This is a genomic window from Paenibacillus sp. alder61 (assembly GCF_020179875.1).
Lineage (GTDB): Bacteria > Bacillota > Bacilli > Paenibacillales > Paenibacillaceae > Fontibacillus > Fontibacillus faecis.
Window position 1 is genome coordinate 302,558 of record NZ_JAIUDG010000003.1, and the last position, 13,855, is coordinate 316,412.

The 13,855-nt window shown below is 59.3% G+C and carries 13 protein-coding genes; 2 read left to right on the forward strand and 11 right to left on the reverse strand.

Annotated elements, in window-relative coordinates; translation table 11 throughout:
- Position 1 precedes the first annotated feature (1 nt).
- Positions 2–1,168 (forward strand): sensor histidine kinase, encoded by a 1,167-nt coding sequence (locus LBW89_RS04870; RefSeq protein WP_225038656.1) that lies wholly within the window; start codon positions 2–4, stop codon positions 1,166–1,168.
- Positions 1,165–1,767: a response regulator transcription factor gene (locus LBW89_RS04875; protein WP_148454644.1), complete on the forward strand. Its 603-nt coding sequence runs from the start codon at positions 1,165–1,167 to the stop codon at positions 1,765–1,767. Before LBW89_RS04870 ends, LBW89_RS04875 begins: the two co-directional genes overlap by 4 nt.
- A gap of 63 nt (positions 1,768–1,830) precedes the next feature.
- On the opposite strand, the gene trxB is transcribed toward LBW89_RS04875, so the two are convergent.
- The 11 genes from trxB to LBW89_RS04930 all read right to left on the reverse strand — a co-directional run bounded on the left by trxB (position 1,831) and on the right by LBW89_RS04930 (position 13,689).
- A complete protein-coding gene (trxB, locus tag LBW89_RS04880) occupies positions 1,831–2,787 on the reverse strand; it encodes a thioredoxin-disulfide reductase (RefSeq protein WP_225038657.1) in 957 nt (318 codons plus the stop codon).
- Positions 2,788–2,920: 133 nt separating this feature from the next.
- Positions 2,921–4,633 (reverse strand): tetratricopeptide repeat protein, encoded by a 1,713-nt coding sequence (locus LBW89_RS04885; RefSeq protein WP_225038681.1) that lies wholly within the window; start codon positions 4,631–4,633, stop codon positions 2,921–2,923.
- Between the two features lie 857 nt (positions 4,634–5,490).
- On the reverse strand, positions 5,491–6,315 hold the full coding sequence (hisJ, locus tag LBW89_RS04890) for a histidinol-phosphatase HisJ (RefSeq protein WP_225038658.1): 825 nt from the start codon (positions 6,313–6,315) through the stop codon (positions 5,491–5,493).
- Between the two features lie 15 nt (positions 6,316–6,330).
- Entirely contained in the window at positions 6,331–7,071 is a 741-nt protein-coding gene (gene hisIE / locus LBW89_RS04895; RefSeq protein ID WP_225038659.1) for a bifunctional phosphoribosyl-AMP cyclohydrolase/phosphoribosyl-ATP diphosphatase HisIE, read from the reverse strand.
- Positions 7,068–7,826: an imidazole glycerol phosphate synthase subunit HisF gene (gene hisF, locus LBW89_RS04900; RefSeq protein ID WP_148454636.1), complete on the reverse strand. Its 759-nt coding sequence runs from the start codon at positions 7,824–7,826 to the stop codon at positions 7,068–7,070. The genes hisIE and hisF overlap by 4 nt, the downstream gene beginning before the upstream one ends.
- An 18-nt stretch (positions 7,827–7,844) precedes the next feature.
- On the reverse strand, positions 7,845–8,588 hold the full coding sequence (hisA, locus tag LBW89_RS04905) for a 1-(5-phosphoribosyl)-5-[(5-phosphoribosylamino)methylideneamino]imidazole-4-carboxamide isomerase (RefSeq protein ID WP_225038660.1): 744 nt from the start codon (positions 8,586–8,588) through the stop codon (positions 7,845–7,847).
- Positions 8,589–8,914: 326 nt separating this feature from the next.
- Positions 8,915–9,595, reverse strand: a complete 681-nt coding sequence (hisH, locus tag LBW89_RS04910; protein ID WP_225038661.1) for an imidazole glycerol phosphate synthase subunit HisH — start codon at positions 9,593–9,595, stop codon at positions 8,915–8,917.
- A complete protein-coding gene (hisB, locus tag LBW89_RS04915) occupies positions 9,596–10,225 on the reverse strand; it encodes an imidazoleglycerol-phosphate dehydratase HisB (protein WP_225038662.1) in 630 nt (209 codons plus the stop codon).
- Entirely contained in the window at positions 10,212–11,522 is a 1,311-nt protein-coding gene (hisD, locus tag LBW89_RS04920; protein WP_225038663.1) for a histidinol dehydrogenase, read from the reverse strand. Before hisD ends, hisB begins: the two co-directional genes overlap by 14 nt.
- Before the next feature lie 38 nt (positions 11,523–11,560).
- Positions 11,561–12,196 (reverse strand): ATP phosphoribosyltransferase, encoded by a 636-nt coding sequence (hisG, locus tag LBW89_RS04925; RefSeq protein ID WP_225038664.1) that lies wholly within the window; start codon positions 12,194–12,196, stop codon positions 11,561–11,563.
- A gap of 290 nt (positions 12,197–12,486) precedes the next feature.
- Positions 12,487–13,689 (reverse strand): ATP phosphoribosyltransferase regulatory subunit, encoded by a 1,203-nt coding sequence (locus LBW89_RS04930; protein WP_225038665.1) that lies wholly within the window; start codon positions 13,687–13,689, stop codon positions 12,487–12,489.
- Positions 13,690–13,855 lie beyond the last annotated feature (166 nt).

A 13,855-nucleotide genomic window follows, 5' to 3' on the forward strand; every position in this document is an offset into this window, starting at 1 on the left:
TTTGCAAAATAACCCTGTCGGGAAGTTTCAGCTGTTTCCGAGAAAATACGGCCTGTTTCCTTACATGTGGCTGATTTATATTGCGCTGCCCCTTTTCAACATCCGGCATGAGACCGGCTTGAAATTGGTCCTCGGCTACGCCATGATCGCCCTGTTTATCGTGACTTACCGCCAGCTTTATACGGTCACCGGAAAAGCCTTCTCCCTCTGGCTCGCTCTGCAGCTGGCTTTAATCGCCGCGCTGTCCTTGTTCTATACGCCCTATAATTTGTACATGGGTTTCTTTACGGCCAATTTTATCGGATGGTACACCGATCACCGGCAGTTCAATGTCGCTATGGGGGCGTTTGCGGTCGTTGAGATCGTACCGATGCTGATTTCGGCTCGTGGGATGACGGCGGACGATTTCATAATGACGGTGCCGTTCTTCACTCTAATGCTGGCCTCGCCGTTCGGCATCCGTTCCATGGCCCGCAAGCAGAGTCTGGAACGCGAGCTGGCAGAGGCCAACCTGCAAATCAAAGAGCTGGTCAAACGCGAGGAACGGATGCGTATCGCCCGGGACCTGCACGATACGCTCGGCCATACGCTGTCGCTCATTACGTTGAAGAGCCAACTTGTTGAGAAGCTTGTGGTCAAGGACCCGGAACGAGCCCAGACGGAAGCCCTTGAAATTCAACGGACCTCCCGCGCGGCGCTGCGCCAGGTCAGGGAGCTGGTCTCCGATATGCGCGCCATCTCGGTGGCGGAAGGGATAGCGGAGGCGCAGGAAATGCTGCGTTCGGCCGATATCTCCCTACGGGTGGAAGGGGACGCCGGGCTTGAGGGCCTGTCCGATTTGACGCAGAACATCCTCGCCATGTGTCTTAAGGAAGCGGTGACCAATATCGTGAAGCATAGCAAAGCCAGCCGCTGCCTCGTGACGATCGACATCACCGACGCGGTGGTGCTGCTCTCCGTCGAGGATGACGGGATCGGGCTGCCATCCGAACGGGAGAGTGCCCTGACCGGAGCTCTGCGCCCGGGGAATGGCTTGAAGGGCATGGCGGAGCGACTTTCCCTGATCGAAGGCTCGCTGACGGTGGAGTCGGGGCCTTCCCGAGGGACCCTGCTGCGTATTAGCGTGCCGCTTATTGTGAAAGACCGGAAGGAAGGTGAAACCGTATGATCCGTATCGTCATCGCGGAAGATCAGCGCCTGCTGCGGGGGGCGCTCGCGTCCCTGCTCGATCTCGAGGACGACCTGGAGGTCATCGGACAGGCGGCCGACGGGGCCGAAGCCTGGGAGCTGATCGAGCGGCTGCGGCCCGATGTCTGCCTGATGGACATCGAAATGCCGCGAATGAGCGGGCTGGATGTCGCCGAGCGGCTGAAGGCCGCGGGCTCGCCATGCCGCATCATTATACTGACCACGTTTGCCCGGCCGGGGTATTTTGAGCGTGCGGCCAAAGCGGGAGTAAACGGCTATCTGCTCAAGGACGAGTCCAGCGACAAGCTGGCCGAAGCGATTCGCCGGGTGATGGCGGGGCATCTGGAAGTGTCGCCCGAGCTCGTGTTCGGCAGCCTGCGAGAGGAGAATCCGCTCACTCCGCGGGAGCAGGACATCCTCCGGCTCGCCGCCGAAGGGCGCAGCGCCGGGGAAATCGCCCTCCAGCTCCACCTGTCCTACGGGACCGTCCGCAACTATATCTCCGAAACATTGAACAAACTGGATGTCAAAAGCCGGATCGAAGCCGTCCGGCTGGCGGAGGAGAAAGGGTGGATTTGAGCATAACGAATAAAGCCTCCGTTCCGGGCAACCGGAAGGAGGCTTTATTCGTTCTATAGGGTCTTACTTGTTCAGCGTTTCGCTCCAGTCATGAACCATGCTGCCTTCCAGGTACTTCTCGCAATCCATCGCCGCCATACAGCCCGAACCTGCGGCCGTGATCGCTTGGCGATAGCGGGTGTCCTGAACGTCGCCGCAGGCAAACACCCCGGGGATGTTCGTTTCCGTCGTCCCCGGCTTTACGACGATGTAGCCCTGTTCGTCGGTCCGGATCGCATCCCCCAGGAACTTCGTGTTCGGCGTATGCCCGATGGCCACGAACACCCCGTCCCCTTCCACCAGTTCCTCCTGGTTCGTAACGTTGTTGCGGACCTGCAGGCCTTTGACCGTCCCGTTCTCGTCCGTGACGACGGCGATCGGCGTGCGGTTGAGCGCCCACTGGACCTTCTCGTTGCCGCGGGCGCGGTCCTGCATGATCTTGGAGGCCCGCAGCTCCTCGCGCCGATGCACCAGCGTAACGCTGGAAGCAAAGCGCGTCAGGAAGCTCGCTTCCTCCATCGCCGAATCGCCGCCCCCGACCACGACGATTTTTTTCCCGCGGAAGAAAAAGCCGTCGCATGTGGCGCAAGTACTTACTCCGCGGCCCACATTCTCTTGCTCGCCCGGGATACCCAGATACTTGGCCGACGCCCCGGTCGAGATAATAATAGTTTCGGCCTCCAGCGTATCGCCGCCCTCCATCCGGATTTTAAACGGGCGGTTCGAAAAGTCCACCTGCTCCACCCAGCCGCTCCGAAACTCCGCACCGAAACGCTCGGCTTGCTTGCGCATGTTATCCATCAGAACCGGGCCTTGAATACCATCGGTGAATCCCGGAAAATTCTCCACTTCCGTCGTTGTCGTCAATTGACCGCCCGGCTGAATTCCTTCGATGACCAGCGGCTTCAGATTCGCGCGGGCCAGATAGATGGCCGCCGTAAGCCCCGCGGGGCCGGTTCCGATCACAATCGATTTGTACATGATTGCCTCCTCCTTGAATATGTAACTAGCATATTAGCTGTTCCGCTTAAGTCTAAACTCTGCTGCAAGAACCCACACTTATACTAAGTTTTACCCAAGTTGGCCCCCCTTTACCCGCTTGCCGGGCCCGTATCTATTGAACGGAGGGGAAAATCGACTCCATCTTCTTCTTGACCCCGCAAACCTCATCGATCCGCCGGGTATAACGGCGCGCCGTCGAGGCCGAAATACCGTAGCGTTCCGCCACCGCTTCATAAGTTACCGGTCGGCGATGGATTTTGGCCGTCAAATATTCCAGCGCCGCGGCCCATCCCTCGATATGCGTAATCGCCGGGGTTTCCGGGTAGACTAGAGTTAGAAACTCCGCCCACAACGTCTCCAGATCATGCTGCTGCTGGAGATCGAAGCGGCGTTTCATGTGCCCCATCGCCAGATCGACGACGGCCTGCCATTCGCTCTTCCATACGGGCAGATTTGAAGCTACCCGACTGGGATCGACCAGTTTCGTCTGCTCCCCGGAGATGACCGGCAGCGGGTTATCGACGCCCAGATTGCGAAGGACGAACAAGGCGATCTCCTTCAAATAGGAGTCCTCCTCCGGCTCGAGTAAGAAGGCCTTTAACGCCTCCTCCACTTCCCGGTCCGCAATCAGGCTGAACGCCTGAATGACCTGCAGCTTCGTTTTGTAGTCGCCGTGCCGCAGCGCCCAGAAAAAGGAGGACCGCACCAGCGGATTTTCCGTAATTTCGGCCGCCAAGCTCTCCGGTGAAGTGTCCCATTGCTTAAACTGCTCTTCAAAAGGAAGATGATAATGATAGCTAACCGTAAGGGGCCCGGATTGCCGATTCTCCGAGGGATCGGACTCGGGGCCTTGACCCGCTTCGTCTTGGAATTCCATCGCTTTTAAATAATAATCGGCAACGCCGCTGGCCGGATCCAGCTTATGGACCTGCCGCCACAGCCGCTTGGCTTCGTCAATGCGTCCGATTTGGTACGCCGCGACCGCCGCGTAATGGTACAACGAAGGATCACGCTCCATCGTTTCATCCCGCAGCAGCCGTTTGAAGTGCGTATAAGCCGCCTCGTGCTGGCCCAAAATCCCCATCGTTGTCGCCAGTTTAAACACATGTTCCTGGTGAAACGGGACGATTTTGCGCAGGCGCTCTCCCAGCTCCAGCATCGCGCCCATTTCCCCGGCGTGCTGATAAAAAATCGCCAGATTGCAAAGTCCGTGCAGATTCCCTGGCTCTTTGTCCAGCACCTCTTCAATGGTATCCATCGCCTTTTGAAACCGGCCGAGATAGTAGTAGCCCAGAGCGAGATTGTTATGGGCCGCATGGAAATCCGGATGCTTCCGGACGATCTCCTCCAGCAGCTTCACCGCCTGGGCGAATTTGCCCTCCTCCAGCAGCTCGCGGGCCCGGTCATGCTCGACGACGCCCTCCATCGCCTTGATGCTCTTCAGCTTCGTCGGACGCTCCAGCTCATACTGGAGCAGCTCCATCATCTCTTCCGCCTCCGTCAAAAACTGCCCGCTGGCGTCTTTCTCCAAATACGTAACCAGCGCTTCTTCCGCCGCTTCAAACATTTCCATATTCGCATAGTTATTTGCCATATAAAAATAACATTCCGTCATACTCGGGTCGATTTCCTCCAGAACGACGGACAGTGCGGCGTTGGATGCCTCATAGTCCCCCATTTCCGACAAAATCCCCGCCATATTGCAATGGTTTACCGGATTGTTCGGTTCATACTCTACAGCTTTGCGAAAATACTTTAATGCCTTGTCGTAGTGGTAACGGTCCAATGAAGAGACAGCCCGCTCGAAGAAAAAGCCCGCATCCATCGAGATCGGCAGTACATTATCCCGCTTCCCCTTCAGCTCTCTATTTTCTTTCAAACAAGGCACCTCCCTATTCTTACTTCAATTCTTCTTTTCAACTCACAGTATACCATAGTGAAAGCTGTCCTCCCACGGAAAAAACGGGGAGAAAATAACGGTTTTTGCAGGATAAGCAGCCAGTTCGGGAATGTGGGAGAAGATACCGGAAGGAAGAGGTGGTATAATATGGGTATTGCACTAAAGAAGAGGGTTTTTTTTAACCATGTCGTTTGTTTGGGAAAATACGCTGATCTCCCTAGGGTTCCTGGTAGCCTTGGCCGCCTTCGCCATTTGGGTGATTAAACGTATCTTTAGACGGAGGTAAAAGAGGGTAGGTGAACCGGACCGGAAACCACGGGCATAATAGGGGTCAAAAAGGTCCTTATTTCCCTTGGGCGGACCCCAAATCAGCACTGGCGTTGCACTTAAACCTGACATAGTGCGACGGTCCGCAACTTTCTTTGGCCGTCCGCTATAATAGCGGCGTTTTGGGCTGCTATTTCGCCCAGATTCGCTTTTTCGGGAAGAATAGCGGCTAAAAAGGGCCCTATTTCCCTGGTGCGAGCTCAAAAATCCGGTTTTTGCCGGACTTTCTCTAAAAATAAGGACCCAAATGACCTCTATTTCACACCGAAGAGCCAAATTCGACATAATAGCGCCCCTAAAGACCGCTAAGTCGGAGACCAGGCAGGCTATTCTCGGCACCGGGCCCTGTTCGAGCAGGCCCAAACCCTAAAAAGAAACGCCCCACGTTAGGGACGGGTGAACCGCCCTTCATCTAACATGAGGCGCCGAGTTATTTGAGCGTACCGCCGGTAGGTCTACAGCGTCAATGGAATCATTTTGCGGCTGCGCTTCTCAAACGTGGCCAGCTCTCGTACGCCGAGTTCGTGAAGAAGCGCTCTGGCCTTGTCCAGATGCTCGCTCAGCTTCATCGGATCGTGCGCGTCCGACCCTACCGTGAGCGGGATGCCCATCTCGATCGCGGCCGCCAGCACCCGGCGGCTCGGGAACATCTCCGCCACCGGCTTCGACAGCCCGGAGGCGTTCAGCTCCATCGCCACACCGGCCGCCCGTACCGCTTCCAGAGCCCGGCGCTCCAGCGCCTCCGTCTCCGCCTGACGGGCGGCGTCCGGCCGGTGGCCGAAGCGCTTGATGACATCCAGGTGGCCCATGATGTCATAGAACCCTGTCGCGGCGGCCTTCGCCACCGCGTCATAGTACCGCTCGTAAACGGCGAACACATCCTGCCCTTCCCAGTGGTGAACCTGACGGAAGTCGGATACGTCCCACTCGCCGAGAAAGTGCACCGATCCGATCACGTAATCCCAAGGATACGCACGGACGATGGACTCGATCTGTTTTTCCCAGCCTTCAATGTAGTCGCCTTCCAGGCCGACCCGGACGTCGATTTGACCCTGGTACTTCTCTTTCAGAGCGAAAGCCTCCTCCACATAGCGGGGAAGTTCTTCCATCGGCATGGCCATTTCCGGGTAGTAAGCCGCCGGATCGACATGCAGCAGCGGCATGTGGTCGGACAACCCGATCTGCGAAAGTCCGATCTCGATCCCCCGCCGCACGTACTCCTCAAGCGAGCCGACGGCATGCCCGCAGCGGGCGTGGTGCGTATGGTAGTCGATCAGCATGCGCCCATCACCCGCCTAATCCCGGCGCGGCCGTTCATGGCGGCGCTCCAGTTCCCGCATGATGTCGTCCAACGGCAATTGGCGCTGGCGCAGCAGCACGAGCAGGTGATAGATCAAGTCGCTGACCTCGTACCGCAGCTCGTCATTGTCTCCGTTCTTCGCGGCGATGATCGATTCGGCGGTCTCTTCGCCGACTTTTTTCAAAATTTTATCCAGGCCCTTCTCGAACAAATACGTCGTGTACGCACCTTCCGGCCGCTCCTCGTACCGCTCGGCGATCAGGCGTTCCAGTTCGGCCAACACCGTGAACCGGGCACTATCATCCCCGCCGCGCTCCGTTTGTGGAGCCGCCGGTTCGAATATCGTGTAGCCCGTCGTCCCCCGGTATGCCTCTCCAACCGCCGCCGTGCGGTAGAAGCAGTTGTCCTCCCCGGTATGGCACGCCGGGCCTCTCCGGTCCACTTCAACAAGCAGCGTATCCCCGTCGCAGTCAAACCGCAACGCGCGGATGTGCTGGGTGTTTCCCGACGTAGCTCCTTTGTTCCACAGCTCGGAGCGGGAGCGGCTCCAGAACCAGGTTTGCCCCGTTTCCACCGACTTTCGCAGCGACTCCCGGTTCATATAGGCCATCATCAGCACGTCCCGGCTCTCCGCATCCTGTACGATCGCCGGCACGAGTCCGTCCGCGTCCCACTTGATCGCTTGCTCCAGCTCCTCCAACGGCACCATCAGCCGCAATCCTTGTTGTTCCGTCATCGTATTTCCACCCCTCTGGACTTCAAATCCCGCTTCAAATCCGGCACCGCGATCTCCTTATAGTGAAAAATCGTCGCCGCCAGCGCCGCATCCGCCAGTCCTTCCGTAAATACCTCGTAAAAATCGTCCGGCTTCCCGGCCCCGCCCGAGGCGATCACCGGAATCGTCACGGACCGGCTGACCTCCCGCGTCAGCGGCAGATCGAAGCCGTCCTTCGTCCCGTCGGCATCCATGCTGGTCAGCAGGATCTCGCCCGCGCCCCGCGACTCGGCTTCCTTGACCCATTCCAGCGCTTTGATGCCGGACGCCTTCCGCCCGCCGTGCGTGTAGACTTCCCATTCTCCCCACTCCGGGTTGAACTTGGCGTCCACCGCCACGACGATGCACTGGGAACCGAAGCGCCGGGCCCCGTCCGAGATCAGCTGCGGATTCAGCACCGCCGCTGTGTTAATGCCGATTTTGTCGGCTCCGGCCCGCAGGATGCGCTTCATGTCGTCCACCTGGGAGATCCCGCCGCCGACCGTAAACGGAATGGCGATTTCACCGGCGGTCTGCCGGACGACCTCGATCATCGTAGCCCGGCCTTCATTGGAAGCCGAGATATCGAGGAACACGATTTCGTCGGCTCCCTCCCGGTCATACAGCGCGGCCAGTTCGACCGGATCGCCGGCATCGCGGAGATTGACGAAGTTCACGCCTTTGACGACCCGCCCGTCCTTGACGTCCAGGCACGGGATAATTCGCTTTGCCAGCATAGCTTTCCACTCCTTTTTCTAGTTCGCGCCGCCCGAAATCGCGGCGATGGCCTCAGCCAGATCGATGCTGCCCGTGTAGAGCGCCTTGCCGACAATCGCGCCGCCGATCCCCTGATCCGCATAAGCCGCCAGCTTCAACAAATCATCCTGGACGGTCACGCCGCCGGAGGCGATCACGGTACGTCCGGAAGCCTGCGCCAACGAACGGATCGCTTCCACGTTCGGTCCCTGCATCATGCCGTCCCGGGAGATGTCGGTAAAAATAAACGTCTCCGCCCCTTTGGCCGCCAGCTCCTTGGCCAACACCTCGGCCTGAACCTCGGACGTCTCCAGCCAGCCGCGCGTCGCCACAAAACCGTTCCGCGCGTCGATTCCGATGGCGACCTTGTCGCCGTATGTGCCGAGCACCGCTTCGGTAAACGTGCGGTCCTCGATCGCCGCGGTGCCGATAATGACCCGGCTGACGCCGAGCCTCAACAGCCGCTCGACATCGGCCAGCGTCCGCAGGCCGCCGCCGACCTGTACCGGCACCTGCACACGGCGGGCGATCTCGCCGATCAACGCGTCGTTCACCGGATGCCCCGCTTTGGCCCCGTCCAGATCGACCAGGTGAATAAAGGAGCCGCCCTGCGCCTCCCAGGAACGGGCCACCTCAACCGGATTTTCATTGTATACCGTCTCGCGGGCATAATCCCCCTGTACTAAGCGTACGCATTTCCCGCCCCGGATGTCGATGGCCGGATATATCACGAATGAAGACATGTCGGTTCCTCCCGCTATCTAGTAAATATACATCTATAAGTTATAGTGCAAATTGATGCAACTAATCGAAACTAATACAACTGATGTAGCTGATGTAGCTGATGTAGCTAAAACTGATTTAACAGGAAAACCTCCCGTTAAAATGATCGCCTAAGTCCCTTTCATACCGATTAGCTGGAGAAACTCCATCTATTTCGCGACCCAAGCTTGGAAAACCCTAAATTCAGGCCGATTAGCGGGAACTTTTCCAGGTAATCGCCTTTGCAACTCTGGCAGCGTCAAATTAACGGGAAGTAGTCCCGTTAATTTTCATCTCCTGATGTCTATTAGCCTAACCGCCGGTCGCCTTCCACCCCCGCACGTTCCGCCAGCGCCAGGAAGTTGCGCAGCAGTCCCATCCCGAGCTCACCGCTCTTCTCGGGGTGGAACTGCATGCCGTACACGTTACCCCGGCCCACGATGGCCGTGACCGGGTGACCGTAATCCGTTACGGCGAGCAGGTCTTCCTTCCGCTCCGGGAGCACGTGGTAGGAGTGGACGAAGTACACGTGTCCCTCCTCCAGGCCCGCCAGGAGCGGATTGTCCGGCTGCAGGAACTCCAGCCGGTTCCAGCCCATGTGCGGCACCTTCAGGCTGCCGCGAACGCCGCCTTCGGCGTCGGCGCCGGCACTGCCGCCGGCAAAGCGCACCGCCCGGCCCGGCAGTAGGCCGAGGCCTGCGTTGCGCCCATGCTCTTCGCTCTCGCCGAAGAGCAGCTGCATGCCGAGGCAGATGCCGAGCAGCGGCGTACCGCCGTCGGCCGCCTGCCGCACCACGCCGTCCAGGCCCGAGGCGCGCAGGTGCTCCATGGCGTCGCCGAAGGCGCCGACGCCCGGCAGCACTACGCCGTCCGCGCCGAGGATGGCGTCCGCGTCGCCCGTAACGAGCCCCTCAAAACCGAGGCGCTCCACCGCCTTGCTGACGCTGTGCAAATTGCCCATCCCGTAGTCGACAATGGCGATCGTCACCTACAGCACTCCCTTCGTCGACGGCACACCCGTCACGCGGGAATCCAGGCTTGTCGCCTCGTCGATAGCCCGTCCGAGCGCCTTGAACACGGCTTCGATCATATGATGCGTGTTCTGTCCGTAATGGACGATGACGTGCAGCGTGATCCGCGCTTCCAGCGCCAGCTTCCAGAGGAACTCATGGACGAGCTGCACATCGAAGCTGCCGACCCGGTCCGAGGGATACTCGGCGCGGTATTCGAAATGCGGCCGGTTGCTGACATCGATGACGACCTGCGCGAGCGCTTCGTCCATCGGGATAAACACGCTCGCATAGCGCTTGATGCCCCGCTTGTCGCCGAGCGCTTCCCGCAGGCACTGCCCGAGGCAGATGCCGATATCCTCGACCGTGTGATGATCGTCGATCTCAATGTCGCCTCGCGCCTGCACGGCCAGATCAAAATGGCCATGCTTCGTGAACAAGTCCAGCATATGATTCAAGAACGGCACATCCGTTTCCAGCTCGGATTTCCCCGTGCCGTCTACGGCGAATTGCAGCTGGATATCCGTCTCGTTCGTTTTGCGGCTAATTTCCGCGCGGCGCTCCCCGGCTCCCGCCTGGTTGATGCTGTTCCCGTTATTGGTTGTCATCGTTTACCCCCGCCTTTCCTTCTTTAAGCAGCCGGATTTCTATCGCCCGGGCGTGCCCTTCCAGCCCTTCGCGCCGGGCGAGTTCCATGATCGTGGCGCCGTTTTGCAGCAGCGCTTCCTTGCTGTAGTAGATCAGGCTCGATTTTTTGATAAAATCGTCCACATCGACCGGCGAGGAGAACCGCGCCGTGCCGTTCGTCGGAATAATGTGATTCGGACCGGCAAAATAATCCCCCACCGGCTCCGAGCTGTACGGTCCGAGGAAAATCGCCCCGGCGTTCTCGATCAAGCCGAGATAAGCCATCGGGTCCTCCACGATCAGCTCAAAATGCTCCGGCGCCAGCCGGTTAATAACGTCGATTCCCTCCCTGATGGAATCGACGAGAATAACCGCGCCATAGTCGCGCACGGACGCGGCCGCGATGTCCCGCCGCGGCAGCTCCGCCAACTGGCGCTCCACCTCCGCGCGGCAGGCCTGCGCAAACGCCTCGGACGGCGTTACGAGAATCGCCGACGCCATCTCGTCGTGCTCGGCCTGCGAGAGCAGGTCCGCCGCGACGTAGGCGGGATCGGCGCTGTCGTCCGCCAGCACGGCGATTTCGCTCGGCCCGGCGATGCTGTCGATGTCGACGGCGCCGTACACCTCGCGTTTCGCCAGCGCGACGAAGATGTTCCCCGGTCCGCAGATTTTATCGACCGGGGCGATCGTGGCCGTGCCATAGGCCAGAGCCGCGATGGCCTGGGCCCCGCCGACCCGGTAGATTTCGTGGACGCCGGCTTCCGCCGCGGCGACGAGAATGTACGGGTCGATCCCTTCCCGTCCGCCGGTCGCCGGCGGCGTGACCATCACGATCTCCGGCACGCCGGCCACCTGCGCCGGGATCACGTTCATGAGCACCGAGGAAGGATACGCCGCCTTGCCGCCGGGCACGTACACGCCGACCCGTTTAAGCGGGCGGAGTATTTGGCCGAGCAGGCTGCCGTCCGGCTGTAAATCCATCCACGAGTTGCGCTTCTGCCTGTTATGAAACGCCCGGATATTCACCGCCGCGGCCCGGATCGCCTCGACAAAAGCAGCCCCCACCTGTTCGTAAGCGGCTTGAAGCTCCTCCTGCGTCACCCGAAGCCCGGAGGCCTCCAGACGCACCCCGTCGAACTTCTCCGTGTAACGGAGCAGCGCGGCGTCGCCTTCTTTTTTCACATCCCGTACGATGGCCCGGACCGCCTCGTTCTGCTCCGCCGTTCCATACTCCACCTCACGACGAAGATCAAAATCCTGTGCTTTCACTATTTTCATTCTAAAGTCCTCCCCGGCTTTCAATCCGTCCCTGAACCTTAAACGTTCTTAGCGGTGATCGCTTTGGCCAGCGCATCGCAAACCGCTTGAATCTCCGCGTTTTTCATCCGGTAACTGACCCGGTTGGCGACCAGTCGGCTCGTGATCTCGAACATGCTCTCCAACTCCACCAGTCCGTTCTCGCGAAGCGTCTGCCCGGTCTCCACCATATCGACGATCCGGTCGGCCAAGCCGATCAACGGCGCCAGTTCAATGGAACCATTCAGCTTGATGACCTCCACCTGCTGTCCCCGCTCGCGAAAATACTGCGAAGCCACGTTCGGGTACTTGGTGGCCACGCGCTGGTGGATCCCCGGCTTCCAATCCGGCAGCGCGATGATCGACATCCGGCAGCGGGCAATGCCAAGATCCAGCAGTTCGTAAACGTCCCGGTTCTCCTCCATCAGCACGTCCTTGCCGACGATGCCGATGTCCGCCACACCGTACTCCACGTAAGTCGGCACATCCACCGGCTTCGCCAAAATAAACTCCATGCCGATTTCCGGCAGCGGAACCACCAGCTTGCGCGACTCGTCCACATCGGTCGGAATCTGAATCCCGGCCTCGCGAAACAGGGCCGACGCTTTTTTATAGATACGCCCCTTGGGCATCGCCACTTTGATAATTTCGCTCATCTCCTGACATGAGCCTCCCTCCGGCTGCAACGGGGCCGATCGCCCGTTTGGACCCGCTTCTGAGTGAGCGAGCCTCTCTCTTAACGGGAATAACTCCCGTTAATTCCGGCTAAAATCCCCCGCACGCCATATTTAGCAGGAACACCTGCCGCTAATTTGCCCTTCCGTCGGGATAATCGCTTTGAACGGAAGAATTAGCTGGAAGTTTTCCCGTTATTGTTACGCCACGCCTACTCAAAGACAAAATAACAGGAGGTTTTCCCGTTATTTGACGAATGGAGTTCGGCTGCCTAAAAACTCGTATACGTTCGGATTTCCCCGTATGCCGGGCCCAGCGGTCCGCTCTTGATCTCCTTGGCGACCGTTTCGCCAAGCTTCTCGGCCGGCTCTTCCACGCGGCGCAGGATCACGCTGCGTCCCTCGTCACGCAGCCGCTCCGCTTCGGCGAAAGCCCGCTTCCGGTTGGCCGCGTCGTACTGCAGCAGCAGCGGCAGCTCGCGAACGACGTCGATCCCTTCAACGCCGTCGAGAATCCGGCTCGTCTTGAGCGCGAAGCCGGTCGCCGGAGCCGGTCGCCCGAACTGCTGCAGCAGATTATCGTAGCGTCCGCCGCTGCAGACGGGGAAGCCGAGCTCGGCGGCATACCCCTCAAACGTCATCCCGGTGTAGTAGGAAAAGTCGCCGATCATCGTCAGATCGATCATGACATGCCGCGCTACACCGTAATCCTCCAGCGCGTCCCACACCGCGCTGAGATGCTGCACCGCTTCCCGGGCCAGCGCGTTGCCGCTGAGCTCGAGCGCCTGCTTGCAGATCTCCTTGCCGCCGCGCAGGCGGAGAATGCCCTCGAGCTCCTCGCGCTGCCGCCCCGATAAAGCCAAGCCGGCCAGCGTTTCCCGATAGCCGACGTAGTCGCGGTGCAGCAGCCCCTCTTTCAGGATTTCCCGGTCTTCTTCCCGTCCCGGAATCGCTTCTTCCAGCAGCCCGTTCAGAAAGCCGACATGGCCCAGCGCGATCTTAAACGACTTGACGCCGGCCGCTTTGAGGGAAGCCACGGCCAAAGCGACGACCTCGGCATCCGCTTCCGGGGAATCGTCCCCCACCAGCTCGACGCCGGTCTGAAAAAACTCGGCTTCCCTGCCCGCCTCTTCCTCAATCGCCCGAAACACATTGGCGTGGTAAGACAGGCGCAAGGGCAGCGGCTCTTCCTTCAGCATGGAGGAGACCACCCGGGCGATCGGGGCGGTCATATCCGAGCGAAGGACTATAGTCGTCCCTCTATTGTTCAACAGCTTGAACAGCTTCCGGTCGGAGGTGGAACTGGCCACGCCCACCGTATCGTAATACTCCATGGTCGGCGTCATGATTTGACGATACCCCCACCCGGCCATGCAATCCAGGACGCTCCGCTCGATCGCTCGCAGCTTCTCGGCCGCAAAGGGCAAATAGTCGCGGACACCTGCCGGTTTTTCAAAGCCTTTCGGTTTCGACAACACGCTCACCTCATCTATAATGGCTCAATTCATGTAATGGCTCGGATGATTACTTTAATATATTAAAGTGCTACCATACTACCAAACTAAAGATTATGCCATATCGTAACATATTTGTTCCCGAACCGTCAACGCTCTCCCCGGCCGAATCTCGTTCATCATTACT

What these genes read in the sequence shown, in the direction of transcription:
- hisB (WP_225038662.1), bottom strand. Translation starts at nt 10,225, where the DNA reads ATGACAACCAATAACGGGAACAGCATCAACCAGGCGGGAGCCGGGGAG.
- hisIE (WP_225038659.1), bottom strand. Translation starts at nt 7,071, where the DNA reads ATGACGGAACAACAAGGATTGCGGCTGATGGTGCCGTTGGAGGAGCTG.
- LBW89_RS04875 (WP_148454644.1), top strand. Translation starts at nt 1,165, where the DNA reads ATGATCCGTATCGTCATCGCGGAAGATCAGCGCCTGCTGCGGGGGGCG.
- hisF (WP_148454636.1), bottom strand. Translation starts at nt 7,826, where the DNA reads ATGCTGGCAAAGCGAATTATCCCGTGCCTGGACGTCAAGGACGGGCGG.
- hisG (WP_225038664.1), bottom strand. Translation starts at nt 12,196, where the DNA reads ATGAGCGAAATTATCAAAGTGGCGATGCCCAAGGGGCGTATCTATAAA.
- trxB (WP_225038657.1), bottom strand. Translation starts at nt 2,787, where the DNA reads ATGTACAAATCGATTGTGATCGGAACCGGCCCCGCGGGGCTTACGGCG.
- hisA (WP_225038660.1), bottom strand. Translation starts at nt 8,588, where the DNA reads ATGTCTTCATTCGTGATATATCCGGCCATCGACATCCGGGGCGGGAAA.
- LBW89_RS04885 (WP_225038681.1), bottom strand. Translation starts at nt 4,633, where the DNA reads ATGGATGCGGGCTTTTTCTTCGAGCGGGCTGTCTCTTCATTGGACCGT.
- hisD (WP_225038663.1), bottom strand. Translation starts at nt 11,522, where the DNA reads ATGAAAATAGTGAAAGCACAGGATTTTGATCTTCGTCGTGAGGTGGAG.
- hisJ (WP_225038658.1), bottom strand. Translation starts at nt 6,315, where the DNA reads ATGCTGATCGACTACCATACGCACCACGCCCGCTGCGGGCATGCCGTC.